This window comes from Mycolicibacterium neoaurum ATCC 25795 (genome assembly GCF_000691525.1).
In the GTDB taxonomy this organism is placed as follows: Bacteria; Actinomycetota; Actinomycetes; order Mycobacteriales; family Mycobacteriaceae; genus Mycobacterium; species Mycobacterium neoaurum.
Genome location: NZ_JMDW01000008.1, coordinates 47,915 through 74,515, shown reverse-complemented (window position 1 = coordinate 74,515; position 26,601 = coordinate 47,915). Strand labels below are relative to the sequence as shown.

Here is a 26,601-nt window from a genome sequence, read left to right as displayed (position 1 = left end):
ATACAAACGATTGCTCGGCAATCGGTCGAGCATGCGCTACCGTGAACGGGTCCACACGGGAGCACGCACCAGCGCGCTGAGAGGACGGCTAGGGCCGTCGACCGTACGAACCTGACCGGATAATGCCGGCGTAGGGAGATGTGTAATGAGTGCTGTTGTCGACCCTCGTACCTCCGATGTCACCACCGGCCCCATCGCCGGCAGCTCCAAGGTCTACTCACCCAACGGAGTGCCGTCGCGCCGGGTGCACCTGAGCACCGGTGAGCACTTCGACCTGTACGACACCTCCGGCCCGTACACCGACGACAACGCCGTCATCGACCTGCAGCGCGGACTTCCCAAGCGCGCCAACGTCATCCGCGATCGCGGCACCCAGTTGCAGCGCGCCCGCAAGGGTGAGATCACCGCGGAGATGGCGTTCATCGCCGAACGCGAGGCGGTGTCACCGGAGCTGGTGCGCGACGAGGTCGCCCGCGGCCGCGCGGTCATCCCCGCCAACCACAACCACCCCGAGAGCGAGCCGATGATCATCGGCAAGGCGTTCGGGGTGAAAGTCAATGCCAATATCGGCAATTCGGCGGTCACCAGCTCCATCGCCGAAGAGGTCGACAAGATGGTGTGGGCCACCCGGTGGGGCGCGGACACCATCATGGACCTCTCGACCGGTAAGGACATCCACCTGACCCGGGAGTGGATCCTGCGCAACTCCCCCGTCCCGGTCGGGACGGTCCCGATGTACCAGGCGCTGGAGAAGGTCAACGGTGATCCCACCAAGATGACCTGGGAGTCCTACCGCGACACCGTCATCGAACAGTGCGAGCAGGGCGTCGATTACATGACGGTGCATGCCGGGGTCCTGCTGCGCTACATCCCGCTGACCGCCGACCGTGTCACCGGCATCGTCAGCCGCGGCGGTTCCATCATGGCCGCCTGGATGCTCGCCCACCACCAGGAATCGTTCCTGTACACCCACTTCGAGGAGCTCTGCGAGATCCTCGCCCGCTATGACGTCACCTTCTCCCTCGGCGACGGCCTGCGCCCCGGCTCCATCGCCGATGCCAACGACGCCGCCCAGTTCGCCGAACTGGAAACCCTCGGCGAGCTCACCAAGATCGCGAAATCTCATGGTGTACAGGTGATGATCGAAGGACCCGGGCACGTGCCGATGCACAAGATCGTGGAGAACGTCCGCCTGGAGGAGGAACTCTGCGAAGAGGCGCCGTTCTACACCCTCGGCCCGCTGGCCACCGATATCGCCCCGGCCTACGACCACATCACCAGCGCCATCGGCGCGGCCATCATCGCCCAGGCCGGCACCGCCATGCTCTGCTACGTCACCCCAAAGGAGCACCTGGGCCTGCCCAACCGCAAGGACGTCAAGGACGGGGTCATCGCCTACCGTATCGCCGCGCACGCCGCAGACCTGGCCAAGGGCCATCCGCGCGCCCAGCAACGCGATGACGCCCTGAGCACCGCCCGGTTCGAGTTCCGCTGGGCCGATCAGTTCGCGTTATCGCTGGACCCCGATACCGCACGCGAGTTCCACGACGAGACATTGCCCGCCGAGCCGGCCAAGACCGCGCATTTCTGCTCGATGTGCGGCCCGAAGTTCTGCTCCATGCGGATCACACAGGACATTCGCGACGCCATGGCGGACAAATCGGTGGAGTTCGCCGAACACGGAAATCGCGTCTATCTACCCTTGGTGCCATGAACTTTCTACCGCTGCCCCGGCCAGGGGCAACCCCGCTGCGGGTGATGACGATCGCCGGGTCCGATTCCGGCGGCGGCGCGGGCATCCAGGCCGATATGCGCACCTTCGCGATGCTCGGCATCCACGGCACGGTGGCCATGACCGCGGTGACCGTGCAGAACTCGGTAGGCGTCAAGGGCTTTCACGAGATCCCGCTGGACATCATCGCCGGTCAGATCAGCGCGGTGGCCTCCGATATCGGGATCCAGGCCGCCAAGACCGGCATGTTGGCCTCCGCGGAGATCATCGGTGTGGTCGCCGAGACCTGGCGGGCCGAGGGCCTGGCCGGCACCGTGCCCCTGGTCGTCGACCCGGTGTGCGCCTCCATGCACGGCGACCCGCTGTTGCATCCGTCGGCGCTGAATTCGGTGCGTACCGAACTGTTCCCGCTGGCCACCCTGGTCACCCCGAACCTCGATGAGGTCCGCCTGATTACCGGTATCGACGTGGTGGACACCGACACCCAGCGGGATGCCGCGCGGGCGCTGCACGACCTCGGCCCACAGTGGGCCCTGGTCAAGGGTGGGCACCTACGATCCTCCGAACTCAGTCCCGACCTGCTGTTCGACGGCACCGAGTTCCACGAGTTCAGCGAACCCCGCGTCGACACCGGACACGACCACGGCGCCGGTGACACGCTGGCCGCGGCCACCGCATCCGCTCTGGCACATGGCTTCTCGGTGCCCGACGCGGTCGCCTTCGGCAAGTCGTGGATCACCGAATGCATCCGCGCGGCGTACCCCTTGGGGCACGGCCACGGCCCGGTGAACCCGCTGTTCCGGCTGCAGGCATGACGCTGCAGGGGCCGGAAGGCATCAAGTGCGTCGAAGACATCGGGGGGATAGCCCACGAACCGGCAACCATCCCGGCGGGCATAGTGCTGCTGACCCACGGCGCCGGCGGCAACCGGGACGCTGCGCTGCTGGTCGACCTGTGCGACGAGTGGGCACGACGGGGCTATCTGGCCATCCGCTACAACCTGCCCTACCGGCGTCGTAGGCCCAAGGGCCCGCCGTCGAACTCCGCCGCCAGTGACCAGGCCGGTATCGCCGAGGCCATCGCCTGGGCGCGCACCCAGACCGATGGACCGGTCATCGCCGGCGGGCACTCCTACGGTGGCCGGATGACATCGATGGTCACCGCGAACCGCAGCGAGCGGCCCGATGTGCTGGCGCTGTCCTCCTACCCGCTGCACCCGCCGGGCAAGCCGGAGCGGTCCCGCACCGAACACCTGCCCGATATCACCGTGCCGACCGTGTTCACCCACGGCACCGCCGATCCGTTCGGCACCATCGAGGAGTTGCGCGCGGCCGCGGAGCTGATTGCCGGACCTACCCGAATCGTCGAGGTCACCGGCGCCCGCCATGATCTCGGTTCCAAGACTTTGGACGTGCCCGCGCTTGCGGTCGCCGCCGCGGCTATCTTTCTCTCATGACGCAGCCGCCGGAGCAGCCCCAGGGATACCCCCCACCCCCGCCCGGTGGCCAGTATCCGCCGCCCCCACCCGGTGGCCAGTACCCGCCGCCCCCACCGCCGCTGCCCTACACCGATCAGTACGGCCAGCCCTACCCGCCGCAGCAGGCGCCAGGGACGAACTGGTGGGCCGTCGTCTCGCTGATCTTCGGCGTGATCGGTGGCGTGCTGATCAGCGTCGTCGCCGGCATCGTCGGCTTGAACAAGGCCAAGAAGGGCCAGGGCGGCCGCGGGATGGCCATTGCGGGCCTGGTCCTCTCGGCGCTGTGGATTGTCGGATTGATCGCCGTGTTCGCGCTGGTGGCGGCCAACAAGGACAAGATCGCCGACAGTGAGTTCGCCGATCTCTTCGATCCGAACTCGGTGAACGCCGCCGATATCGGGCTGGGCGACTGCCTCTCGGAGATCCCGTCGGACGCCAGCCTGGTGGCCTCGGTCAAGACGGTCAGCTGTGCCGAACCGCACAAGGGTGAGGTCTACTTCGTCATCGATGTGCCGGGCGGCAGCTTCCCCGGCCAGTCCGCGATCATCGACTACCAGGATCGTTGCGCGCCCGCACTGCAGGACTTCGCTCCGGCCGCGATGGAAGATCCCGAGGTGGGCATGTTCGTGCTCTACCCGACCGAGGACTCCTGGAAGCGCGGCGATCGCGCCGTGACCTGCATCGCCACCACCGACGTCCCACGCACCGGATCGCTGCAGCAGTAGCGAGGTACCGTTTCAACCATGTTTGACGCCGTCATCGTGGGCGCCGGTTTCGCCGGTATAGGTGCCGCCATCCAGCTCAAACGGCTGGGGATCGACAACATCGTCCTGCTCGACAGAGAAGACGATCTCGGCGGCACCTGGTATGTGAACCACTATCCCGGTCTGGCCGTCGACGTCCCGACCACCACCTACTCCTATTACTTCGAGCCGAACCCGAACTGGTCGCGGTTGTTCTCGACCGGTCCGGAGATCAAGAAGTATGCCGACGATGTGGCCGACAAGTACGACGTCCGCCGCCACATCCGGTTCAACACCGTGGTCCACGGTGCCCGTTGGGATGAGGATGCCAAGGCGTGGCAGGTGAGCGTCGTCTCCGATGGGTCGACGAGCGAGACGCTGACGACCCGGTATCTCATCACAGCGACCGGTTTCCTGTCCCAGCCCAAGCTGCCCGATATCTCGGGCATCGACAGCTTCGCGGGCAACGTCATCCACACCGCGCAGTGGGATGACGATTTCGACCCGGCCGGCCGGCGTATCGCGATCATCGGCACGGGTGCCACGGCAGTCCAGCTCATCCCGGAGCTGGCGAAAGCCGCGGCCGACCTCACGGTGTACCAGCGAACCCCCATCTGGGTGGTGCCCAAGATCGATCTGCGCTTCGGCCCGCGGACCAAGAAGCTGTTCGCCCGTATCCCGGCCACCCAGCGGGCGCTGCGCTGGCTCACCGACTCGATCTACGAGTGGATGGTGACAATCGGCGTCGTCTACTACAAGACCTTCCGCGGACGCGGCAACATCTCGGCCGCCGACCTGTCCAAGCTGCACCGCTTCCTCACCATCAGGGACAAGGATCTGCGGCGGCGGCTCACCCCGGACTACGACTTCGGTTGCAAACGACCGACATTCAGCAACGGTTACTACCGCGCATTCACCAGGGACAACGTCCACCTGCAGGATGCCGGGATCGATCACATCCAAACCGACGGCATCGTCGCCAAGGACGGCACCAAGAACGAGGTCGATACCCTGGTGCTGGCAACCGGGTTCGATCTGTGGGAGGCCAACTTCCCGGCAATCGAGGTCATCGGTCGCGAGGGCCGCAACCTCGGGAAGTGGTGGCGCGAAACGCGTTTCCAGGCCTACCAGGGCGTGTCCATGCCGTACTTCCCGAACTACCTGAGTCTGGCCAGCCCGTACGCCTTCCTCGGGCTGAACTTCTTCAACACCATGGAGTACCAGATGCGGTTGATGGACCGGCTGTTCTCCGAGGTGCAGCGCCGCGGCGCGACCACCTTCGAGGTCACCGAGGAGGCGAACAGCCGCTACCTGGACCGGATGACCGATCTGCTGGGCAATTCGCTGTTCACCCTGGGCAACTGCGCCAGCGCGCGGTCCTACTACTACAACCCCGCCGGTGAGCCCACGCTGTTGCGGCCCACCACCACCGACACCGCCATCCGGGAAGCCTCCGAGTTCCCCCTTAGCGACTACGCAATCAACTGAACAAGCCATCAGCTGAACGAGCCACCAACCAACTGCCGAGAGGAAATCCGTTGACCGAGAAGAAGAGTTCGCCGGGCGTCACGTTCGCCGGGGTGTCACTGGTCGGCGCCGGTCTGGCCCACTTCGTCGCACCGCAACTGTTCGAATCGATCACCAAGCCTGCTTTCCCGACCGACACCGCGCGCCACATCAAGACCAACGGCACCATCGAGACCGCCCTCGGCGTGGGCCTGCTGGTGCCCAAGACGCGCAAGCTGGCGCTCCTCGGCGCGGTGGGCTACGTCGGGTACCTGGGCTTCAACGCTGCACGGAACAGGTAGCGGCTCTACACTTTCCGCGTGCACATGCAGCGCCGGCTCGGCACGTTCGACGCCGTCGTCATCGGCCTGGGATCGATGGTTGGGGCCGGCATCTTCGTCGCACTCGGGCCCGCCGCCGCAGCCGCCGGCTCCGGGCTGCTGATCGGGCTGGCCGTCGCCGCGGTGGTGGCCTACTGCAACGCGACGTCCACGGCACGGCTCGCCGCGATCTATCCCCAGTCCGGTGGCAGTTATGTCTACGGCCGGGAACGCCTCGGCGCGTTCTGGGGTCACACCGCGGGCTGGTGTTTCATCGTGGGGAAGACGGCCTCGTGTGCCGCGATGGCCCTGACGGTCGGCGTCTACGCGTGGCCGCAGTATGCGCATGCCGTGGCGGTCGCCGCGGTGGTCGCGCTGACGGCAGTGAACTATGCGGGCGTGCAGAAGTCGGCTTTGCTGACCCGGGTGATCGTCGCCATGGTGCTCGCGGTGCTGGCCGTCGTGGCGATCGTACTGAGCGGCGCCGGAGCTCCCGCGAATCTGGCGCTCGACACCGACACCGGCTCATGGGGTGTCCTGCAGGCCGCCGGGTTGCTGTTCTTCGCGTTCGCCGGTTATGCCCGCATCGCCACCCTCGGTGAGGAGGTTCGCGATCCGGCCCGCACCATTCCCCGCGCCATACCCATCGCACTGGGCATCGCGCTGCTGGTGTACGCAGTGGTCGCCGTCGCCGTGCTCTCGGTGCTCGGCGGTACCGGCCTGGCCATGGCGACAGCGCCATTGGCCCAGGCCGTATCGGTGGCCGGACATCCCGAACTGGCTGCGGTCGTCCGCGTCGGAGCCGCGGTGGCCGCCCTCGGATCGCTGCTCGCGTTGATCCTCGGCGTCTCTCGCACCACGCTGGCAATGGCACGTGACCGGCACCTGCCCGGTGCGCTGTCCGCGGTGCATCCGCGGTTCGGCGGACCGCATCGCGCCGAGATCGCGGTCGGAGTCGTCGTCGCGGTCCTGGCGGCGGTTGTCGATCTTCGTGGGGCGATCGGGTTCTCGTCGTTCGCGGTGCTGGTGTACTACGCCATCGCCAATGCCAGCGCCTGGACGTTGCAGCCGTCCCGGCGGGTGATCCCGGCGATCGGGCTGACCGGATGTGCGGTGCTGGCATGCACCCTGCCCACCGATTCGGTCCTCATCGGGTCCGCGGTGATCGCGCTCGGCGTCACCCTGTACCTGGTCCGCCGCTCCAGGGCATAGCCACCGGCCGTCCGGCACCAAAATTAGACAGTGTGTCTTGACATACTGTCTCGCCAGCGTTTACCGTCCTAGCGTCGCGGGCTGTGGCGCCGATCACGATGAGCGGGCACCGCTCGCGCCCGCACCGCAAGGAGATATGTGTTTCCCGGAACTCACGCCGCCGCCGATCCGCACCGACCCGCGGTCGTCATGGCCGGCAGCGGCGACACCCTGACCTACGGCGACCTGGACACCCGCTCGGCCCAGATCGCCGCCGCATTGCATGCCGCGGGCCTGCGCCGCGGCGATGTCATCGCCATCCTGGCCGACAACACCGCCGAGGTGTTCGTCATCTATTGGGCCGCATTGCGTTCGGGTCTGTATGCGACGGCGGTCAACCACCACCTGACCGCGCCCGAGGCCGGATACATCGTCACCGACAGCGGAGCGAAGGCATTCTTCGTCTCGGGTGCACTGGCAGAGCTCGGTGCACTGGTGCTCGACGAGATACCGGGCGACGTGGCGCGTTATGCCTTCGGCGGTGATATCGACGGCTACCGGCCCTACCGCGAACTGCTGGACGCGGCGGTTCCCCCGCTGACCGATCAACCGCGCGGTGCGGACATGCTGTATTCGTCGGGGACCACCGGCCGCCCGAAGGGCATCAAACCGCACCTGCTGCCCATCCAGGTCGACGAGCCGGGCGACCCGGTCCTGGCGGTGCTGCAGAACGTCTTCGATATCGGGCCGGACGCCGTCTACCTTTCCCCCGCCCCGATCTATCACGCCGCACCGCTGAAATACTGCGCAGGCATGCAGGCGCTCGGCGCGACGGTGATCCTGATGGAGAAGTTCGACGCCGAGAAGATCCTGGCGGCCATCGAGACCCATCGGGTGACCATGACGCAGATGGTGCCCACGATGTTCGTCCGCTTGCTGCAACTGCCGAACGAGATCCGGTCGCGGTATGACCTGTCCTCGCTGCGCACCGTCGTCCACGCCGGCGCCCCATGCCCACCCGAAGTCAAGGACGCCGTGCTCGACTGGTGGGGCCCGATCCTGGTGGAGTACTACAGCGCCACCGAGGCGCACGGGATGACGATGATGAACTCCGCGGAATGGGGCACCAAGCGCGGGTCGGTGGGACGTGCGGTACTGGGCACCATCCACATCTGCGATGACGCCGGTGCCGAACTCCCGGCGGGCGAGGTCGGCACCGTCTACTTCGAGCGCGAAGCCATGCCCTTCGTCTACCACAACGACGCGGACAAGACCCGCGAGGCCCAGCACCCGAGGCACGAGAACTGGACCACCGTGGGCGATCTCGGCTACGTCGACGAGGACGGTTATCTCTTCCTGACCGACCGCAAGTCGTTCATGATCATCTCCGGCGGGGTGAACATCTATCCGCAGGAAACCGAGAACGTTTTGACCATGCACCCGGCGGTATTCGACGTCGCAGTGATCGGTGTCCCCGATCCCGAGATGGGGGAACAGGTCAAGGCCGTCGTCGCACTCCGGCCCGGATTCAGCGCGGGCGACGACCTCGCCGCGGATCTCATCGACTACGTCCGCGACCGCGTCGCCCACTACAAGGCACCCCGCACGGTCGACTTCGTCGACTCGTTGCCACGTACACCCACCGGAAAACTGATCAAGGGCAAGCTCAAAGCCCGCTACACCGACACCACGAGGAGCCCGGCATGACCGCCACATCCCACAAGCGCTACATCGTCACCGGCGCCGCATCCGGTATCGGGCAGGCCGTCGCCGAACGGTTGGTCGCCGGCGGCGCAGAGGTGATCAGCCTCGACCGCAACACCCCGTCGGCGGCGGTCAAGCACCATATCGCGGTCGATCTGGCGGACCCGCAGAGCATCGATGCCGCAGTGGCCCAGCTGGACGGTTCGTTCGACGCGCTGATCAACGTCGCAGGCGTCCCCGGCACCGCACCCGCGGCCACGGTGATCGCGGTGAACGTGCTGGCGGTGCGCCACCTCACCGAATCCCTGATCGACCGGCTCCGCGACGGCGGTTCCGTGGTGGTGGTGTCCTCGATCGCCGGATTCGGCTGGCCGGCAAGGATGCCCGCAATCCAGGCGCTGCTGGCCACCGACGGCTTCGTCGAGGGTGCACGTTGGTTCGCCGAGAACCCGCAGACGGGCAATGCCTACAACTTCTCCAAGGAGGTCGCCACCGTCTACACGATGGCCAAGGCCCTGGAGTTCGCGCAACGGGGGTTGCGTATCAACGCGGTCCTGCCCGGTCCGGTGGAAACGCCGATCCTCGCCGATTTCGAGGAGACGATGGGCAAGGACACCCTCGACGGTGCCAAGGCGCTGCTCGGCAGGCATGCCACACCCGAGGACATCGCCGGGGCGGTCGCCTATCTGATCTCCGCCGACGCCGGTTGGGTCAACGGTCAGACACTGGCCGTCGACGGTGGCGGCATGGCGGCGGTTGCCGCCGGCGTCATCCCCGCACCGGAAATGCGCTAGGGCATGCCCATGAGCACACAGCTTCGAACCCCGCACGCGCGCACGGTCTTCGACACCGGGCGCACCCGCCCTGCGGAATGGCGCATCGAGCAATTGCGCGCCATCGAGCGCATGTGCGACGAGCAGGAGCAGGCCATCGCCGCGGCCCTGCTCTCCGACCTCGGCCGCCCGGCCATGGAGGCGTGGATGGGTGATGTGCAACCCACCAAGGCCGAGGCGGCGTTCGCGCGCAAGAGAATTCGCAGGTGGATGCGCAGGCGGCGGGTATCGGTTCCGATCAGCCAGCATCCGGCTCGCGCCTGGGTGCAGTACGACCCCAAGGGTGCGGTCCTGGTGATCGGTCCCTGGAACTACCCGTTCTACCTGGCGATGGCGCCGGTGGTATCGGCGGTGGCGGCCGGCAACACCGTGGTGATCAAACCATCGGAGCTCGCCCCGGCGACCTCCGCGCTGATAGCCCGGCTGGTGCCGCGTTATCTGGACACCGAGGCGATCACCGTCGTCGAGGGCGACGCCCGGGTTACCCAGGACCTGCTGGCACAGGGTTTCGATCATGTCCTGTTCACGGGCGGCACCGAGGTCGGGCGGAAGATCATGGCCGGTGCCGCACCCACCCTGACACCGGTCACCCTTGAGCTGGGCGGCAAGAGCCCGGCGATCGTGGCAGCCGACGCCGATATCGCGGTCACGGCCCGTCGGTTGGCGCACACCAAATTGGTGAACTCGGGGCAGACCTGCATCGCGCCGGACTACATCCTCGTCGAGCGGTCCGTCGCCGCGGAGCTGGTGACCGCGCTGTGCGCGACGATCGCCGAGTTCAGTAGCACGCCCGACCTGCCCATCGTCAACCGACGCCAGTTCGATCGGTTGACGGCACTGATCGCGGACACCAGTGGTCAGGTGGTCACCGGTGGCGGCTCCGATGAGGTGTCCCTGCGCATCGAACCGACCGTGATCCTCGATCCGGGGCCCAGTGATGCGGTGATGTCCGACGAGATCTTCGGTCCCATCCTGCCGATCATCACGGTCGACTCGGTTTCCGAGGCCGTCGACTTCGTCCGGCACCGGCCACGGCCACTGGCCCTCTACGTGTTCACCGAGACGCCGGAGCTGGCCGAGGACGTGATCGATCGGACCCAATCCGGTGGTGCGGTGGTCAATCACGCGATCATGCATTGTCTGGTGCCGCAGTTGCCGTTCGGCGGGATCGGCCCCAGCGGCATGGGCGCCTATCACGGGTGGTGGGGTTTCGAGGCACTGTCGCATCGGCGCGCGGTACTGGCCAAGTCCACGCGCCCCGATCCGCGGCTGGTGTATCCGCCCTACACCGCGCTGTCCCGGAAGATCATCCGTCTGCTGCAATAGCAATCGAGCCCGGCTACCTTGTCCTGATGGCAAAGCTGTCTGTGACGCCGCGTTGGAAGCCCGTGGGCCCCGATGCCGATATCGTCGCCCCCGACGAACGATTGAGCTGGCCGCGCACCCTCGGCATCGGCGCCCAGCATGTGGTGGCGATGTTCGGTGCGACCTTCCTGGTGCCCGTGCTGACCGGTTTTCCGCCGGCGACGACGCTGTTGTTCTCGGGTGTCGGCACCATCGCCTTCCTGCTCATCACCGGTAACCGGCTGCCGAGCTATCTGGGGTCCAGCTTCGCGGTGATCGCTCCGGTGACCGCGGCCGTCACCGCACAGGGCACCGGCAGCGCACTCGGCGGGCTGATCGCGGTGGGTCTGCTGCTGATCATCATCGGCGCGGTGGTCCACCTGGTCGGCACGCACTGGCTGGATGTGGTGCTGCCTCCGGTGGTCACCGGAGCGGTGGTGGCGCTCATCGGGTTCAACCTGGCGCCGGCGGCCAAGAACAACTTCGAGCAGGGTCCCGTGGTCGGGATGGTCACCCTGGTGTTGCTGGTCGGCGCGCTGGCCTTCTTCAAGGGCCTGCTCGGGAGGTTGGCCATCTTCCTGGCCGTAGTGCTGGGCTACGTGCTGGCACTGGTACTGGGTCAGGTCGACACCTCCGGGATCGCGCAGGCGGCGTGGTTCGGCCTACCGGAGTTCCAGACGCCGACCGTCAGCCTCGCGGTCCTGCCGATGTTCCTGCCGGCCGTGATCGCCCTGGTCGCCGAGAACATCGGGCATGTGAAGTCGGTGAGCCAGATGACCGGCAGGGACCTGGATCCGCTGATGGGCCGGGCGTTGGCCGCCGATGGTGTGGCCACCGTGCTGGCCGGCGCGGGTGGCGGCTCGGCCACCACGACGTACGCCGAGAACATCGGCGTGATGGCAGCGACGCGCATCTATTCGACCGCCGCCTATTGGGTGGCCGCCGTGGTGGCCATCGTGCTGGCCCTGTGCCCCAAGGTCGGTGCGACGATCTCGGCCATCCCGCCCGGCGTGCTCGGTGGTGCGACGATCGTGCTCTACGGCCTGGTCGGGGTGCTGGGTGTCCGGATCTGGCTGACCAACCACGTCGACTTCTCCAAGCCGGTCAACCAGATGACGGCTGCCATCCCGCTGATCATCGGCATCGCCGACTTCACCTGGCAGGCAGGCTCGTTGACGTTCACCGGTATCGCACTGGGGTCCATCGCCGCACTCGTCGTCTACCACGGCATGACGCTGCTGGGGGCCGGACGCCGAGTTCATTGAGCACCGGCCGGTGCGACATTCTCAGTGGTGCAGCCCGATCCGGTCGTGCAGGCGCGCCAGTGGGGCGGGCGCCCACCAGTTCCATCGGCCCATCACCTGCATGAAGGCAGGCACCAGGACCATCCGGACGAGGGTGGCGTCCATCAGCACCGCCAACGTCAGACCCAGACCGAACATCCGCATGAACGACACGTTCGCCGCGATGAGTGCTGCGAACGAGATCGACATCACCAGCGCCGCGGCGGTGACCACCCGGCCAGTGCGTGCCAGGCCTAGCGCCACGCTCTCACCGACATCGGCGGAGGTGCGGCCGGAGGCCAACCAATACTCGCGGACCCGCGCGAGCAGGAAGACCTCGTAATCCATCGAGAGACCGAACGCGATACAGAAGAGCAACACCGGGATGTTGGCCACCAGCGTGCCGGTGGCCGTCGTGCCGAAGGCGCCGAGGTGCCCGTCCTGGAAGATCCACACCATGGCGCCGAACGCGGCTGACAGCGAAAGGATGTTGAGCACCAAGGCTTTTGCGGGTAAGACCACGCTGCCGGTCAGCAGGAACAGCAGACAGAAGGTGATCACCGCGATCAGGCCGAGCACGACCGGCAGTTTCGCACCGATGGCAGCCACGCTGTCGCGATCGGTCTGGGCCACCCCGCCGAGCAGCACCTGCCGGTCGCCGGGGCCGGGAATCGCATGCAGCCGGTCAAGTTGTGCCGCCGAACCAGCCGAGAACAGGTCGGCCGAACTGGACACCCGGATGAACGCGCTGTCCTCGCGTTGGATCGGCGCGGCCACCGCCAGGACGTCCGGTGCGCCGGCCACATCGGTGAGGTAGCGGTCCCACTGCTCGCGCGTCAGCCCGTCGGACTCCGGGATCACGATGCTCACCTCGGTGGCCGAGTTGTCGACGAAGTCCGTCCGCAACCGGTCTCCGACCTGATGCGCCGATGCCGACGACGGCAACACACGATCATCGGGAAAGCCCCATCTCACGCCGGTGAAGGGCAGCCCGAGCAGGACCAGGAGCGCCACCACGGCCAGGCCGATCGGCAGTGCCCGACGCAACACGAATTTTGTTGACCGATACCAGAACTGCCGCTCAACCGGCTTGGGTGGGCCCGACCGGCGGCCGTTGACACGATCGCCGAGCAGCACCAACGCGGCCGGCGTGAGCACCAGTGCGGCGATGGCGGCGAACACCACGGTCGCCACCCCGGCGTAGGCGAACGATTTCAGGAAGTACATCGGGAACAACACCAGCGTCGACATCGGCAGCGCCACCGTCGTCGCCGAGAACACGACCGTGCGACCGGCCGTCACCATGGTGCGCACCAGGGCGTCCTCGGCGGTGGCCCCCTCGGTCAGTTCGTCGCGGTAGCGACTGACCATCAGCAGCGTGTAGTCGATGGCCAGGGCCAGCCCCATCGCCATGCACAGATTCAGCGCGAAGACCGACACGTCGGTGCCGAACGTGATCAGCCGCAGCACCGCAAGCGAACCCAGGATGGCCAGCACGCCGACCATGACGGGCACCGCCGCGACCAACAGCCCGCCGAACACCCACACCAGTACCAGGAAGCTGAACGGGATGGCGATGGATTCCATGACCAACAGGTCGCGCTGGGATTGCTCGGTGATCTGGGTGTTGACCATGGCGACACCACCGGCCTGCACCCGCACGCCGTCGCGGTCGTGGACCAGACGGTCGGTGAGCTCCTTGGCGTGGTCCTGGGCGTGCTGTTCACCGCCGGTGATACCGGCGACGATCAGGCCGGCGGTACCGTCCCTGCTGAGCAGTGCCGCCGACGCCGCCGCCGGGGCACTCCATGCCGAACTCACCTGGGCCACATGCTCGGATTCGCCCAACGCCGTGGCTATCTCGGTGCCCACCCGGCGCGCGGCCGGGCTCATCGCGCCGGTGGGATCGGAGACGATGATCAGCAACTGCATGTCACCCTGCCCGAACTTGTCGGTCAGCAACCGCGCAGCGTGCGAGGACTCGGCGTCAGGATCGGTGAATCCGCCCGCCCTCAACTCCTGGGTGACCGGCACCCCGAAGATCGCCGCGGCCATCGCACACAGCGCGGCGATCGCCAGGATGCGCCTGGGTGCCGCCATGGCGTAGCGGGCGAGGCGTTCGAGCACGCCGGGGTTGTCCACCCGAACATGGTGCCCGATGCCTACCGATTTCGGCGGTCTCTGGGAGGTACGCCGTTGACGCCCTCGATGGAGCGGGCGTAGGTGGCGATGGTGAAGGCCATCGCCGGACCGGTGATCGACAGCGCCCGGTGGTCGACGTTGTCCATCCCGTCTCGCGGTCCGCCGGCGTTCGGGTCGAACGGCGCCCCGGCGCGACCACCCCACAGCCGGGCCTGCACCGGCGTCTTCTGTTGGTTGGCACCGGTGGTCAGGCCGCCGACGGGCACTCCCGCGTTGAGGAACGCCGCGTAGTCACCGGCGGTGTCCAACGGCATATCGGCAGGGCGCACACCGGCCTGGTTGAGGTAACCGGCCAAGGTGCGTTCGATACCTGCCGAGCCCTCCGGCACGGTATCGGCGGGGATCGCCGGATTGGCCTGCCCCGACTGATCACCGTCGAGCGTGAAGTACCCCGGGTTCGGGGAGCCGATCATCGTGGCATCCAGGTACGCGGCGATATCCGCGCGACCGCCGTCATCCAGGCCGGCCAGGTACTTGCCCGCGGCCCCCAGCCGCTGGGACCCCCAGAAGGTGAATCGCACCGCATTGTCGATCCGCGGCGCGGAGCCCATCGCATCGGCGATGGCGAGCAACGCCGCCACCCCGCTGCCGTTGTCGTTGATGCCCGGACTGCGCGGCGCGCTGTCCAGATGCGCACCGGCCAGCACGACGTTGCCGGTGTCCCCGGTGGAGGTCTGGGCGATGACGCTCTTGGATCTGGCCACACTGGCCTGACCGTCGAGCACGAGGCGCACCGGGTCGTTGGTCCGGCGCAGCGCCGCGTCGGTGGTGCGATCGATCACGGCGACGGGCATGGTCAGCTTCTGGTAGTACCCGGGTTCGAAGAGCCCCTTGGTGCCGCCGGCGCTGATCACCAGCAGACCGACCGCACCATTGGCTGCCGCGGCGTTCTGTTTGACGACAACCGAGCAACCCGTGTCGTCGACGATCGCCAGTGCGCCCCGGACGTTGCCGTAGTCGGCGCGCTCACACCCGTCGCTGGTGCGCGGACGCAGCGACAGCCCGCTCAGCCCCCCGCGCGGGGTGGACGCCAGCGGGGAGGCTTGTGTGACGGGGTAGCTGCGCCCGGCCACCTCCAGGGTCGGGTTGCCGGGATCGCCCATCTTCAGCCACTCGAATTCCGGTGTGCTGATCTCGAACCCGTTATCGCGGAGTACCTCCGAGATGTACTCGACGGTGGCGTCGTAGCCCGCGGTACCGACGGCCCGGCTGTTGGCATTGTCATCGGCGATGGCGGCGAGCCGCTCCAGGTGGGCGAAGATTGCATCAGCACTGACCCGGGCGGCGAGCTCGTCGGCCTGCAGTGCAGCCGGCTCGGGTGTGCTGCAGGCGGATGTCAGCAGCAGCGCGGTGGCCGCCGCCGCCACACACAGGCGCCTCATGATTCGGCGAGCACGTGACGCGTCCGATCCTCGCGGACCGGAACGCCATTGCGTCCGCTGATGTCCTGGGCGTACAGCGCGGCGGCGTATGCGACGCCGCGACCCTGGATCTCAAGGGAGGTGGTGTCGATCTTGTCCAGGGTGTCGGTGTCCTTGTGGTAGTTCGGGTCGAAGGGCTCGTCGGCCCGCCCGCCCCAGAGCTCTGCCTGCTCGGCTGTCATATTCTCTTCCGCTCCGGAAAACAGCCCACCCGAGGGGATTCCGGCCCGGGTGAACGCGTCGTAGTCGGAACGGCCGTCGAAGTTGGTGTCCTGCGCCGGCTTACCCGCACCGTCGAGATAATCGACCAGCATCCGTTCGATACCCGCCGACCCCTCCGGGACCCGGGGCACGCTACCGTCGGCGGCCGGCGGTGCCGACTGGTTACCGTCATAGGTGAAGTATCCAGGATTCGGGGACCCGAGCATGTCGAAATTCAGGTACAGCGCAATATCTTTCAGCTCTTCGGCATTCAGTGAGGAGATATAGCGGTCGGACCCGACCAGACCGACCTCCTCGGCACCCCAGAATCCGAAGCGCACGGCGTTGCGGATATCGGGGGCATCGCCCATCTGTAGTGCGGTCTCCAGCACAGCGGCCACCCCGGATCCGTTGTCGTTGATACCGGGGCCCTCCGGCACGCTGTCCAGATGCGCGCCGAGCATCACGACGTTGTCCGTCGCGCCGGTGCTGGTCTGGGCGATGATGTTGTTGGAGCGCTTGACGTTCACCCCGGCCTCCAGCCGGATCGATGTCTGGCCCGGATTCGCCCGCAGTCGCGCGCCCTCACTCTTGGTGATGCCGAGCACCGGGATCTTGACGTCCGTTCCGCTGCCCAACGTGCCGCCGAAGTCCTCGACGGGACGGTCCTCGTTATCGGCCACCAACAGGGCCAGCGCTCCCCGTTTCGCGGCGACGGCCTGCTTGTCGCTGAACGGGCACGAGCCGCGGTCGACGAGCACCACCGCACCCTGCACCGGCAGGCCCTGATAGTCGGCATCGGCGCAACCGGGGGTGTCGTCGACGGGTGCGGCGACCAGCGGTCCGCGCACCCCGTCGGCGGGCGTGCCGATGGTGAAGCTCATCGGCAGGGCCGCCACCGCGGTACCCGACACCTCGACGGTGGGGTCCTCGGCGAACGGGATGCGCACTTCGAACTCCGGGGTCTGCACCTGGAAACCCTTGTCGCGCAGTGCGTCGACCACATAGTCGAGGCTGGCCTGGTACCCGGGTGTGCCCAGCGCGCGGTTACCGTCATGCTGATCGGCGATCTCCTGCAGCCGGGTCAGATGCGCCATCATGGCGTCGGTCTGAACCCGCTTGCTGATCTCGTCGGCGTAGCCGGCGGCGTCGGCATCGGCCGTCGGCGACGACTCGGGCGCACTCGGCGATCCGCAACCGGCGACGAGGGCGGTCAGGGCCAACAGAGCCCCCAGGGACCGTGATCTGCGCTGCATGGACCCCACGGTAGCTCAGGGGTCCCGGCGATCGACCACGACGACGGCCGCCGCGAAGACCACCAGGGCGACGCCGCCGAAGTACAGCGCCGAACCCTCCGGACCCCACCACATCGAAAAGCTGTGTAAAAAGCCGAAAATCGATGCGCCGGTGAATGCGGCGGCGTTGACGAAGGGCAGTAGCGGACCCACGGTGTCCCCGATGTCGGTGTTGACACTGAGCATGGGCTCGACCACGAAGGGCACCAGCAGCAGCATGGCGACCGCGGCGGCGGTGTATCGCAACAACGCCCCCACCCCGATCGCGAGGAGGGCACCGGTGGCGGCGTAGAACGCGATCGCGCCCACCGAGGCCCACCGCCCCGACCCTGCGATCACGATCGACCCGGCCGTCATGGCGGCCGCCACCACCGCAGAGAACGCCGCGGTGACAAGGGCTTTGGCTGCGAGCACGCGATGGCGGCGCGGGGTGGCCAGGAACGTGGTGCGGATCATGGCCGTGCGGTACTCGCCGGTGACGGTCAGTGCCGAAAGGATCATCAGCACCGGAACCCCGAAGTTGGCGACCCCGAGCAACGGGTCCTTCGACATCGCGGCGAGCCCCAGGGCCAGTACCGCCACGGGCAGCGTCAACCACAGCGCCGAGCGGGTGGTCGCCAGTTTGCGGACCTCCGCCTCCAGCGCGCCGATCACGACGCTCCCCCACCGCGATACTGCACCGCATCATCGGTCAACCCGAGGTAGGCCTCCTCGAGGGAGGTTTGCCGGGCACTCAGTTCGTGCAGCACGATCCCGTGTTCGGCCGCCAGTTCACCGATGCGCTCGGTGCTACCGGGCACCAGCAGCGCATCGCCCTCCCGGCGGGCGTCGGGTAGCAGCGCGGCCAGCCGGTCCAGCTGCGGGCTACGCACCCGCACCGCGGCGTCCCTGCGCAGGAAATCGGCCATCGTGGTCGCGGTGATCAACCGCCCGCGACCGATCACCACCAGCTCGTCGGCGGTGTTGGCCATCTCGGCCAGCAGATGACTCGACACCAGCACCGTGCGCCCCTCGGCGGCCAAGTCACGCATCAACGTCCTGATCCACCGGATCCCCTCCGGGTCCAGACCGTTGACCGGTTCGTCGAACAGCAGCACCTGCGGATCGCCGAGCAGCGCCCCGGCGATGCCCAGGCGTTGCAGCATGCCGAGGGAGAACGACCCGGCGGCCTTGCCGGCCGCCGCGGTCAGGCCCACCTGCTCGAGCACATCGCCGACCCGCGCCTGCGGGATCCGGTTGGTCGCCGCGAGCCAGCTGAGGTGGGCACGCGCCGTGCGGTTCGGGTAGACCTGACGGGCATCCAGCAGGGCGCCGACGGTGCGCAGCGGCTGCTTCAGATCCCGGTACCGGCGTCCGCCGATGGTTACGGTCCCCGCCGTCGGCCGGTCCAGCCCGACGATCATCCGCATGGTCGTGGACTTGCCCGCGCCGTTCGGACCGAGAAAACCGGTCACCACACCCGGTTTGATGGTGCAACTCAGCCCGTCGACCGCCCGGCTGCGCCCGTAGGTCTTGGTGAGTCCGACCAGTTCGATCACAGTGCCGGACTGGACGCCTGGGCCCAGAACCGTTTCGGGATACGGCCGGCCTGCCTGGCCAGATACCCGGCGGTGACGGCCGAGGCCATCGCCGACGCCATGGTGGCGGGGTCGGCCGCCCTGGTCACCGCGGTCGCCAGCAGCACGGCATCACAGCCGAGTTCCATCGCCAGCGCGGCATCGCTGGCCGTGCCGATTCCGGCGTCCAGGATCACCGGAACATTCGCCGCATCGACGATCATCTCGATGTGGTGCGGGTTGGAGATGCCCAGCCCGGTGCCGATCGGTGAGCCCAGTGGCATGACGGCCGCGCACCCGGTGTCCTCCAGCCTGCGGGCCAGCACCGGGTCGTCGTTCGTGTAGGGCAGCACGATGAAACCGTCGTCGACCAGTTGCTCGGCGGCCCTGACCAATTCGATGGCATCGGGCAGCAGAGTGCGTTCGTCGGCGATGACCTCCAGCTTCACCCAGTCGGTGCCGAGGGCCTCGCGGGCGAGCTGCGCGGTCAGCACCGCCTCGGCGGCACCGCGGCATCCCGCGGTGTTGGGCAGCGTCGCGATGCCGAGCCGATTGAGCAGGTCCAGCACACCGGTGCCGGTCTCGGCGTCCACGCGGCGCATCGCCACCGTGGTCAGTTCGGTTCCCGAGGCGATCAACGCTTCCTCGAGCACCGCCAGATTCGCCGCGCCGCCGGTGCCCATGATCAGCCTCGAGCCGAACTCGCGGCCGGCAATCTTGAGTGTCGAATCAGCCACCCTGCACCGCCGTCACGACCTCGACCCTGGCGCCGTCGGCCAGCACGGTGTGCCATGACGAGCGCGGCAGCACCTCCCAGTCGACCGCCACGGCGATGCCCTTGTCCGGGAAACCCAGCCGCGCCATCAGCTCCTCGATGGTGGTGCCGTCTGGAACATCGGCGTCTTCGCCGTTGACCAGCAAAATCATTGTGTCCCTCCGAGTGCCGCGAGTTCCCTGGCGATCTGCTCGGCAGTCCACGGTGCCAGCAGAAATCCGTTGCGCCCGTGGCCGGTGGCCACCAGCGTCCGCTCGTCGAGCCTACCCACCAACGGGAGACCGTCCGGGGTCATGGGACGCAAACCTGCCGCGCATTCGGCGAGCTCGTACTCGCCGAGGGCAGGCAGCACCGCGCACGCGTCGTCGAGCAGGTCACGCACCCCGGTCACCACCACGGTGGTGTCGCGACCGTGTTCGTACTGGGTGGCACCCACCACCACGCCGTCGCCGCGCGGCACCAGGTAGACCTGCCTGCCGTGCACACGGGCACGAATCACACTCTGCGGCAGCGGCATACAGCCCTTGCGCCAGCGCAGTCGCAGTACCTCACCCTTGACCGGACGGACGGCGAGGCCCGGCCACAGTGTCGGCGCGTCGATACCGTTGGCGATCACCCGGACGTCGGTGTCGACCTCGTCGAGGTCGGAAACCGGGGGCGCCCAGCGCACACCGGCATCGACGCAGGCCGTCTCGAGCGCCGCCACCAGCGCCCGATTATCCACCGCCAGTTCGGTATCGGCGACGAACCCGTGCCGGATACCTTGGGCCAGCAGGGGTTCGACGTCCCGCGCGGTGGTGGTCGGAGTCACCGGGTGCCCCTGGGCGGACAGCCAGTCCGCGACCGTCCGCAGATCGGCGACATCGGCACGGTCGACCGCGACCACCAATGACCGCCGCGCGGTGACGATATCGTCGGGTAGTCCCGCCAGGAACCCGTTCTGCCACAGTTTCAGCGATTCCAGCCCGATGGCGAGCTGGGCCTCTTCACCGGGCCAGCCCTCGCTGTGCGGGGCGAGCATGCCCCCGGCGACCCAGGAGGCGCCGCGCTGCTCGGTGCGGTGCACGCGTACGTCCCAGCCGTCCGCGGCGGCCCGGCGCGCGACCGCAAGACCGATGACGCCACCGCCCACGATGCCCAACGAGCGGACCCTCGACGTACTGCCCATTCTTCCTCTCCCTTCGCCGGCATGACCCGGATCAGGTACGACGGTCAAGGCCGGTGCGCGCCCACTCTCAGTCCCCGCTCCCGGGACTCCCGTGTCTGCTGAAAGGATACTCGGGTGTCCCGACTCGATTCCGCCTCGCTGTACCTGTGCACCGACGCCCGCGCCGAACGCGGTGATCTCGCCGAGTTCGCCGACGCGGCGCTGGCCGGCGGGGTGGACATCATCCAGCTGCGGGACAAGGGGCTGGAGGCCCGCCAGGAGCTCGATGCCCTTGCGGTGCTCGCCGACGCGGCCCGCCGCCACGGCGCGCTGCTGGCGGTCAACGATCGCGCCGATATCGCACGCGCGGCGGCCAGCGATGTGCTGCACCTCGGACAGGACGATCTGCCGCTGCCGGTCGCGCACGAGATCGCGCCGGACGCGCTGATCGGCCGGTCCACCCACGATGCCGAGCAGGTGGCCCGGGCCCTCGACGAGGACGTCGACTACTTCTGCGTGGGCCCGTGCTGGCCGACGCCGACCAAACCCGGCCGTCCCGCGCCCGGTCTGGACCTGGTGCGCCACACTGCCTCGCTGGCACCGACAAAACCATGGTTCGCCATCGGGGGGATCGACGCCGAACGGCTGCCGGAGGTCCTCGACGCGGGTGCGACACGCATCGTGGTGGTGCGGGCGATCACCGAGGCAGAGGATCCGCAGGCGGCGGCCTTGACACTCAAGGCGGCGCTCAAGGCCGCGCTCAGGGCTTGAGCGGCAGTTCGGCGGTGACCTCGCGCAACCGCTGCCAACTGGCCGCGAAGCCGGGATGTAGCGGGAGCGCGGCGACCTGCGCCTCGGCCACCCAGCGCAGCTCGGCGCTCTCCCGATTGGCGATCGTCGGGAGCTGCTCGGCCGCGTCGGCGATCACGGTGGTGTAGCTCCAGCCAGGAACCTCGTGGGTGACCACGGTGGCCCGAACGGTCAACTGCCCCGCCTGCAGACCGGCCTCCTCGGCCGCTTCGCGCACCGCGGCCTCCTCGACCGTCTCGTGGCTGTCGCGCGCGCCGCCGGGCAATCCCCAGGTCCCGCCCTGATGGCTCCACGGTGCGCGATGCTGGAGCAGGACGGCGAATCCGCCGTCGGTGTCCGGTGCGCGCAGCAGCAGTCCCGCGGCGCCGTGGCGGCCCCAGAAGTGCGCACCGCCGTCCGACAACACCCAACCGTCACCGTCACCGCGCACACGTTCAGAATAGGGGTTCGCGAATTCCCACACGTCACACCAATGTCTCTTAGACTTCTTAGAAATACCGAGGAGGTTGGCGGACACGTGACCGTGGAGTTGGCGCACCCGTCGACCGAGCCGCTGGCATCCCGTTCGCCGACGAGCCCCGTACACCCCCGCTGGTGGTTCCTGTGGACCACGCCGGGGCGGATCCTGACCATCGGCATCGTGCTGTCGGCGTTGGTGATGGCGTGCGCCTTCGCCACCTCGACGACGATCACCGACCGGCAGGAAGCACTGACCACAGTCCTCGACCACAGCGAGCCGCTGGCCTTCGCGGCCGGGCAGCTCTACACCAAGCTCTCGGTCGCCGACGCCGCCGCGGCGACCGCCTTCATCGCCGGTGCCGAGCCTCAGGATGTACGGGAGCGCTACGAACAGGCGATCACCGATGCCTCCGTCGCGGTGACCCGCGCCTCGGCGGGGCTGACCACCGAGCCGATGGTCGAACTGCTCGGCAGGGTCAACGCCGAACTGGCGGTCTACACGGGTCTGGTCGAGACGGCCCGGACCAACAACCGCGCGGGCAATCCGGTCGGCTCGTCCTACCTGTCCGAGGCATCGGCACTGATGCAGTCGGAGATCCTGCCGCAGGCCCAGCGACTGTACGAGGAGACCTCGGCCCGGGTGGACACCGAGACGACCGCGTCCACGCGCATTCCCGCCCCGGTCATCCTGGTGGTGCTCGCCACCATCCTGTTCGGGCTGTTCGCCAACCGGTGGCTCAGCAAGCGGACCCGGCGCCGGATCAACATGGGTTTCGTCGCCGGTGGGTTGGCGGTACTGATTATGGTGGTCTGGGTGGGCACCGCTCTTGTCATCTCGACGGCGGACAGCCGCAGCGCCAAAAACACTGCGGCGCAGTCGCTGAAGACCGTCACCACGATGGCCATCACCGCCCAGCAGGCCCGCGCCGACGAAACCCTGGCGCTGGTCCGCCGCGGTGACGAGGACGTCCGCAAGCAGTCGTACTACCAGCGCATCGAGACGATCCAGGAACAGCTGAAGGCGTATCTGGCCGCGGACAACGACATCGACAAGGCCGACCTCGCCGATGCCGATGACCTGCTGCGCAAGTGGCGGGCCTCCAACGACCGGATCAACGCCTACATCTCGGTGGGCAACTATCAGGCCGCCACCCAGGTCGCGCTGGGCACCGGCGAGGATGATTCCAGCCCGGCTTTCAGCACCCTCGACGAAGCGCTCTCGCGCTCCATCGAGCAGAGCCGCAGCCAGCTGCGCACCGATATCGTCAACGCCCGCCGGGTGCTCTCGGGCACCACCGTCGGCGCCGCCGCCCTGTCGATCATCGCCGCGTTCGCGGTGACCCTCGGGTTGTGGCCGCGGCTGAGTGAGTACCGGTGATCGCCCGTCTGGCCGGCGTGCTGGTCACCGCGACGCTGCTGGCGGGCTGCCAGCAGAACACCCAGGTCGAACCCATCCCCGAGCTGACGTTGGCGCCGCCGACGCCGGCCGGGATGGAGACCGCCCCACCGGAGCCGGTGCCCGAATTGCCCGACAACGACGATTGCGATCGCACCGCGAGCCTGCGGCCGTTCGCCGACCGCGCCGATGCCGAGGCGGCCGTCGAGAACATCCGCAACCGCGGCAGGTTGATCGTCGGATTGGACATCGGCAGCAACCTCTTCTCGTTCCGTGATCCGATCACCGGCGAGATCACCGGCTTCGACGTCGACATCGCCGGTGAGGTGGCGCGCGACATCTTCGGCACGCCATCGCAGATGGAGTACCGCATCCTGTCCTCGGCCGACCGTATCGAGGCACTGGAGAACAACCAGGTCGACATCGTGGTGAAGACGATGAGCATGACCTGCGAGCGCAGGGAGCGGGTGGCGTTCTCCACCGAGTACCTCTCGGCGAACCAGCGCATCCTGGCCGCCCGCGATTCGCGCATCCGGCAGGCCGCCGATCTGTCCGGTAAGCGCGTGTGCGCCGTGAAGGGCACCACCTCGCGTACGCGCGTCCAGCAGATCCAGCCACCGGTGGACCTGGTGGACGTGATCACCTGGGCCGATTGCCTTGTCGCGCTGCAGCAACGTCAGGTCGACGCGGTCAGCACCGACGACTCCATCCTGGCGGGCCTGGTCAGCCAGGACCCGTATCTGCACATCGTCGGGCCCAGCATGAACTCCGAGCCCTACGGCATCGGGATCAACAAGAACAACGACGGGTTGGTGCGGTTCGTCAACGGGACCCTGGAACGGATCCGCCGCGACGGCACCTGGAACACGCTCTACCGCAAGTGGTTGACGGTGCTCGGCCCGACGCCGGCCCCGCCGGTGGCAAGGTATTACAACTGATGGACGACATCGGCCGATGAGCGAAGACCCTGGCACCCAGCCGGCCAGTCTGGCCGACCTCGATGAGCTGGACGACGAGTCGGTGGCCACCGTGCGCCCGATGGCCACCCAGGCCGTCTACCGACCGGATTTCGACGACACCGACCGCTCGACCACCGCGGCAACCGAGCCGTCGGCGACCACGATGGGCGTGCTGACCAGACCGCGCTCACCGATCCGCAAGTTGGGCGGCGGACTTGTGGAGGTGCCGCGGGTCTACGAGCGCGACCCGTTGACGGCCCTGATGAGCAATCCGGTGGTCGCCGAATCCAAGCGATTCTGCTGGAACTGCGGTAAACGGGTCGGCCGGGCCACCCGCGAGGGGCCTGGCCGCTCCGAGGGCACCTGCCCGCATTGCGGGAGCCCGTATTCGTTCCTGCCACAACTGAGTCCCGGTGACATGGTGGTCGGGCAGTACCAGATCAAGGGTTGCATCGCCCACGGCGGACTGGGTTGGGTGTACCTCGCCTTCGATACCAACGTCAACGAACGGCCGGTGGTGCTCAAGGGCCTCGTACATTCCGGGGATGCCGAGGCTCAGGCCACTGCGATGGCTGAGCGGCAGTTCCTGGCCGAGGTGACCCATCCGGCCATCGTCAAGATCTTCAACTTCGTCGAGCATGACGACAAGCACGGTGAGCCGGTCGGCTACATCGTGATGGAGTATGTCGGGGGTACCTCGCTCAAACAGGCCAAGGGCGTCAAACTCCCGGTCGCCCAGGCCATCGCGTACATGCTGGAGATCCTGCCCGCGCTCGGCTATCTGCATTCCCTCGGCCTGGTCTACAACGACCTCAAGCCGGAGAACATCATGGTCACCGAGGAGCAGCTCAAGCTGATCGACCTCGGTGCGGTGTCGCGGATCAACTCGTTCGGATACCTCTACGGCACACCCGGTTACCAGGCCCCCGAGATCGTCCGTACCGGCCCGACGGTGCAGACCGACATCTACACGGTGGGTCGCACGCTGGCCGCACTCACCCTGAACCTGCGCACCCGCAAGGGACGCTATGTCGACGGGCTTCCCGAGGATGATCCGGTACTGGCCAAGTACGACTCGTTCGGACGGTTGCTGCGCCGCGCCATCGATCCGGATCCGCGCCGACGGTTCGCCAGCGCCGAGGAGATGTCCGGTCAGCTGATGGGCGTGTTGCGCGAAGTGGTCGCCCAGGACACCGGGGTGCCCCGTCCGGGTCTGTCCACGGTGTTCAGCCCGCCGCGCTCGACGTTCGGGGTGGATCTGCTGGTCGCACACACCGACGTCTATCTCGACGGGCAGGTGCACTCGGAGAAGTTGACCGCCGCCGAGATCGTCAAGGCACTGCAGGTTCCGCTCGTCGATCCGGCCGATGTCGGCGCCCCCATCCTGTCCGCGACCGTGCTCAGTGAGCCTGTGCAGACCCTGGATTCACTGCGGGCGGCCCGGCACGGTGCGCTGGACTCCGAGGGGGTGGATCTGTCGGACTCGGTGGAGCTCCCCCTGATGGAGGCCCGCGCCCTGCTCGATCTCGGCGATGTCGCCAAGGCCACCCGCAAACTCGACGAGCTGACCGAGCGGGTGGGCTGGCGGTGGCGGCTGTCCTGGTTCCGTGGCGTGGCGGCCATGTTGACCGCCGACTATGACACGGCCACAAAGCATTTCAGCGAGGTTCTGGACACCCTGCCCGGAGAGCTGGCGCCGAAGCTGGCGCTGGCAGCGACGGCAGAGTTGGCGGGCACCTCAGACGAACGCCGGTTCTATCAGACCGTGTGGCGCACCGACAACGGGGTGATCTCGGCTGGATTCGGCTTGGCCCGCGCCCAGTCTGCCGCCGGGGAACGTGACGATGCGGTGCGCACACTCGACCAGGTGCCGCCGACCTCTCGGCACTTCACCACCGCGCGGTTGACCAGTTCGGTGACCTTGCTTTCCGGCCGGTCCACCAGCGAGGTCACCGAGCAACAGATCCGCAGTGCCGCACGGCGAGTCGAGGCACTGCCGGACAGCGAGCCCCGGGTATTGCAGATCCGCGCGCTGGTGCTCGGCACGGCCATGGACTGGCTGGCCGACAACTCCGCGAGCACCAACCACATCCTCGGTTTCCCGTTCACCCAGCACGGCCTGCAGCTGGGGGTGGAGGCAGCACTGCGGCAGCTCGCCCGCGTCGCCCCCACCCAGGAGCACCGCTACGCGCTGGTCGATCTGGCCAACAGCGTGCGTCCGATGAGTACCTTCTGACGATGCCTGAC

24 protein-coding genes and 1 riboswitch are annotated in these 26,601 nt (G+C 67.8%); of the genes, 15 read left to right on the top strand and 9 right to left on the bottom strand.

Annotated features, from left to right (window positions below; all coding sequences use genetic code 11):
• Positions 1-45 precede the first annotated feature (45 nt).
• Positions 46-154, top strand: a riboswitch (TPP riboswitch).
• The 11 genes from thiC to IC40_RS0107700 all read left to right on the top strand — a co-directional run bounded on the left by thiC (position 146) and on the right by IC40_RS0107700 (position 12,115).
• The gene (gene thiC, locus IC40_RS0107750) at positions 146-1,714 is read left to right on the top strand and encodes a phosphomethylpyrimidine synthase ThiC (protein WP_030134172.1); all 1,569 of its coding nucleotides are present in this window, start codon (positions 146-148) and stop codon (positions 1,712-1,714) included. It overlaps the preceding riboswitch by 9 nt.
• On the top strand, positions 1,711-2,547 hold the full coding sequence (thiD, locus tag IC40_RS0107745; RefSeq protein WP_030134171.1) for a bifunctional hydroxymethylpyrimidine kinase/phosphomethylpyrimidine kinase: 837 nt from the start codon (positions 1,711-1,713) through the stop codon (positions 2,545-2,547). The genes thiC and thiD overlap by 4 nt, the downstream gene beginning before the upstream one ends.
• The gene (locus IC40_RS0107740) at positions 2,544-3,188 is read left to right on the top strand and encodes an alpha/beta hydrolase family protein (RefSeq protein WP_030134170.1); all 645 of its coding nucleotides are present in this window, start codon (positions 2,544-2,546) and stop codon (positions 3,186-3,188) included. Before thiD ends, IC40_RS0107740 begins: the two co-directional genes overlap by 4 nt.
• Positions 3,185-3,934 carry a DUF4190 domain-containing protein gene (locus IC40_RS0107735; RefSeq protein WP_030134169.1) on the top strand — a complete coding sequence of 250 codons (750 nt, stop codon included), beginning with the start codon at positions 3,185-3,187 and terminating at the stop codon, positions 3,932-3,934. The genes IC40_RS0107740 and IC40_RS0107735 overlap by 4 nt, the downstream gene beginning before the upstream one ends.
• An 18-nt stretch (positions 3,935-3,952) precedes the next feature.
• Positions 3,953-5,440: a flavin-containing monooxygenase gene (locus tag IC40_RS0107730; protein WP_030134168.1), complete on the top strand. Its 1,488-nt coding sequence runs from the start codon at positions 3,953-3,955 to the stop codon at positions 5,438-5,440.
• A 50-nt stretch (positions 5,441-5,490) separates the two neighbouring features.
• Complete coding sequence (locus IC40_RS0107725; RefSeq protein WP_030134167.1) at positions 5,491-5,760, top strand: DoxX-related protein; 270 nt, start codon at positions 5,491-5,493, stop codon at positions 5,758-5,760.
• Between the two features lie 24 nt (positions 5,761-5,784).
• Positions 5,785-6,990 carry an APC family permease gene (locus IC40_RS0107720; protein ID WP_030134166.1) on the top strand — a complete coding sequence of 402 codons (1,206 nt, stop codon included), beginning with the start codon at positions 5,785-5,787 and terminating at the stop codon, positions 6,988-6,990.
• Positions 6,991-7,128: 138 nt separating this feature from the next.
• Positions 7,129-8,676 carry an acyl-CoA synthetase gene (locus tag IC40_RS0107715; protein ID WP_030134165.1) on the top strand — a complete coding sequence of 516 codons (1,548 nt, stop codon included), beginning with the start codon at positions 7,129-7,131 and terminating at the stop codon, positions 8,674-8,676.
• The gene (locus IC40_RS0107710) at positions 8,673-9,467 is read left to right on the top strand and encodes a coniferyl-alcohol dehydrogenase (protein WP_030134164.1); all 795 of its coding nucleotides are present in this window, start codon (positions 8,673-8,675) and stop codon (positions 9,465-9,467) included. Before IC40_RS0107715 ends, IC40_RS0107710 begins: the two co-directional genes overlap by 4 nt.
• Before the next feature lie 9 nt (positions 9,468-9,476).
• On the top strand, positions 9,477-10,832 hold the full coding sequence (locus IC40_RS0107705; RefSeq protein WP_030134163.1) for an aldehyde dehydrogenase family protein: 1,356 nt from the start codon (positions 9,477-9,479) through the stop codon (positions 10,830-10,832).
• 26 nt (positions 10,833-10,858) lie between these two features.
• Positions 10,859-12,115, top strand: coding sequence for a uracil-xanthine permease family protein (locus tag IC40_RS0107700; protein WP_030134162.1), 1,257 nt, complete (start codon positions 10,859-10,861; stop codon positions 12,113-12,115).
• Positions 12,116-12,136: 21 nt separating this feature from the next.
• Here IC40_RS0107700 and IC40_RS0107695 read toward each other — a convergent pair whose 3' ends face one another.
• From IC40_RS0107695 to thiO, 8 genes are read right to left on the bottom strand one after another with little or no spacing between them, the layout of a single operon-like run.
• The gene (locus tag IC40_RS0107695) at positions 12,137-14,260 is read right to left on the bottom strand and encodes an MMPL family transporter (protein WP_030134161.1); all 2,124 of its coding nucleotides are present in this window, start codon (positions 14,258-14,260) and stop codon (positions 12,137-12,139) included.
• A 35-nt stretch (positions 14,261-14,295) separates the two neighbouring features.
• Complete coding sequence (locus IC40_RS0107690) at positions 14,296-15,717, bottom strand: M28 family peptidase (RefSeq protein WP_030134160.1); 1,422 nt, start codon at positions 15,715-15,717, stop codon at positions 14,296-14,298.
• The gene (locus IC40_RS0107685; RefSeq protein ID WP_030134159.1) at positions 15,714-17,213 is read right to left on the bottom strand and encodes a M28 family metallopeptidase; all 1,500 of its coding nucleotides are present in this window, start codon (positions 17,211-17,213) and stop codon (positions 15,714-15,716) included. The genes IC40_RS0107690 and IC40_RS0107685 overlap by 4 nt, the downstream gene beginning before the upstream one ends.
• A 15-nt stretch (positions 17,214-17,228) precedes the next feature.
• Positions 17,229-17,906, bottom strand: coding sequence for an ABC transporter permease (locus tag IC40_RS0107680; RefSeq protein ID WP_030134158.1), 678 nt, complete (start codon positions 17,904-17,906; stop codon positions 17,229-17,231).
• Complete coding sequence (locus tag IC40_RS0107675; protein WP_030134157.1) at positions 17,903-18,790, bottom strand: ATP-binding cassette domain-containing protein; 888 nt, start codon at positions 18,788-18,790, stop codon at positions 17,903-17,905. The genes IC40_RS0107680 and IC40_RS0107675 overlap by 4 nt, the downstream gene beginning before the upstream one ends.
• Entirely contained in the window at positions 18,787-19,545 is a 759-nt protein-coding gene (thiG, locus tag IC40_RS0107670) for a thiazole synthase (protein ID WP_030134156.1), read from the bottom strand. Before thiG ends, IC40_RS0107675 begins: the two co-directional genes overlap by 4 nt.
• Entirely contained in the window at positions 19,538-19,735 is a 198-nt protein-coding gene (thiS, locus tag IC40_RS0107665) for a sulfur carrier protein ThiS (protein ID WP_030134155.1), read from the bottom strand. The genes thiG and thiS overlap by 8 nt, the downstream gene beginning before the upstream one ends.
• On the bottom strand, positions 19,732-20,751 hold the full coding sequence (gene thiO, locus IC40_RS0107660; protein ID WP_030134154.1) for a glycine oxidase ThiO: 1,020 nt from the start codon (positions 20,749-20,751) through the stop codon (positions 19,732-19,734). The genes thiS and thiO overlap by 4 nt, the downstream gene beginning before the upstream one ends.
• Before the next feature lie 114 nt (positions 20,752-20,865).
• On the opposite strand from thiO, the gene thiE reads away from it, so the two are divergent.
• Complete coding sequence (thiE, locus tag IC40_RS0107655) at positions 20,866-21,501, top strand: thiamine phosphate synthase (RefSeq protein ID WP_030134153.1); 636 nt, start codon at positions 20,866-20,868, stop codon at positions 21,499-21,501.
• Here thiE and IC40_RS0107650 read toward each other — a convergent pair.
• A complete protein-coding gene (locus IC40_RS0107650; RefSeq protein WP_030134152.1) occupies positions 21,491-21,970 on the bottom strand; it encodes an NUDIX domain-containing protein in 480 nt (159 codons plus the stop codon). The genes thiE and IC40_RS0107650 overlap by 11 nt on opposite strands.
• Before the next feature lie 87 nt (positions 21,971-22,057).
• Between IC40_RS0107650 and glnX the strand changes: the two genes are divergently transcribed.
• Genes glnX through IC40_RS0107635 form a run of 3 tightly spaced genes read left to right on the top strand, consistent with a single transcriptional unit; the run spans position 22,058 to position 26,590 of the window.
• Positions 22,058-23,377 carry a protein kinase G-activating protein GlnX gene (glnX, locus tag IC40_RS0107645; RefSeq protein ID WP_030134151.1) on the top strand — a complete coding sequence of 440 codons (1,320 nt, stop codon included), beginning with the start codon at positions 22,058-22,060 and terminating at the stop codon, positions 23,375-23,377.
• Positions 23,374-24,333 (top strand): glutamate ABC transporter substrate-binding protein, encoded by a 960-nt coding sequence (locus tag IC40_RS0107640; RefSeq protein WP_372493984.1) that lies wholly within the window; start codon positions 23,374-23,376, stop codon positions 24,331-24,333. Before glnX ends, IC40_RS0107640 begins: the two co-directional genes overlap by 4 nt.
• A gap of 16 nt (positions 24,334-24,349) precedes the next feature.
• Positions 24,350-26,590 (top strand): serine/threonine-protein kinase PknG, encoded by a 2,241-nt coding sequence (locus tag IC40_RS0107635; RefSeq protein ID WP_030134149.1) that lies wholly within the window; start codon positions 24,350-24,352, stop codon positions 26,588-26,590.
• The last annotated feature ends 11 nt before the right edge of the window (positions 26,591-26,601 follow it).

Bases quoted from the DNA above. Each gene is read 5' to 3' on its own strand.
- thiC (WP_030134172.1), top strand. From the start codon at position 146: ATGAGTGCTGTTGTCGACCCTCGTACCTCCGATGTCACCACCGGCCCC.
- thiD (WP_030134171.1), top strand. From the start codon at position 1,711: ATGAACTTTCTACCGCTGCCCCGGCCAGGGGCAACCCCGCTGCGGGTG.
- IC40_RS0107740 (WP_030134170.1), top strand. From the start codon at position 2,544: ATGACGCTGCAGGGGCCGGAAGGCATCAAGTGCGTCGAAGACATCGGG.
- IC40_RS0107735 (WP_030134169.1), top strand. From the start codon at position 3,185: ATGACGCAGCCGCCGGAGCAGCCCCAGGGATACCCCCCACCCCCGCCC.
- IC40_RS0107730 (WP_030134168.1), top strand. From the start codon at position 3,953: ATGTTTGACGCCGTCATCGTGGGCGCCGGTTTCGCCGGTATAGGTGCC.
- IC40_RS0107720 (WP_030134166.1), top strand. From the start codon at position 5,785: ATGCAGCGCCGGCTCGGCACGTTCGACGCCGTCGTCATCGGCCTGGGA.
- IC40_RS0107710 (WP_030134164.1), top strand. From the start codon at position 8,673: ATGACCGCCACATCCCACAAGCGCTACATCGTCACCGGCGCCGCATCC.
- IC40_RS0107705 (WP_030134163.1), top strand. From the start codon at position 9,477: ATGAGCACACAGCTTCGAACCCCGCACGCGCGCACGGTCTTCGACACC.
- IC40_RS0107700 (WP_030134162.1), top strand. From the start codon at position 10,859: ATGGCAAAGCTGTCTGTGACGCCGCGTTGGAAGCCCGTGGGCCCCGAT.
- IC40_RS0107690 (WP_030134160.1), bottom strand. From the start codon at position 15,717: ATGAGGCGCCTGTGTGTGGCGGCGGCGGCCACCGCGCTGCTGCTGACA.
- IC40_RS0107685 (WP_030134159.1), bottom strand. From the start codon at position 17,213: ATGCAGCGCAGATCACGGTCCCTGGGGGCTCTGTTGGCCCTGACCGCC.
- thiS (WP_030134155.1), bottom strand. From the start codon at position 19,735: ATGATTTTGCTGGTCAACGGCGAAGACGCCGATGTTCCAGACGGCACC.
- thiO (WP_030134154.1), bottom strand. From the start codon at position 20,751: ATGGGCAGTACGTCGAGGGTCCGCTCGTTGGGCATCGTGGGCGGTGGC.
- IC40_RS0107635 (WP_030134149.1), top strand. From the start codon at position 24,350: ATGAGCGAAGACCCTGGCACCCAGCCGGCCAGTCTGGCCGACCTCGAT.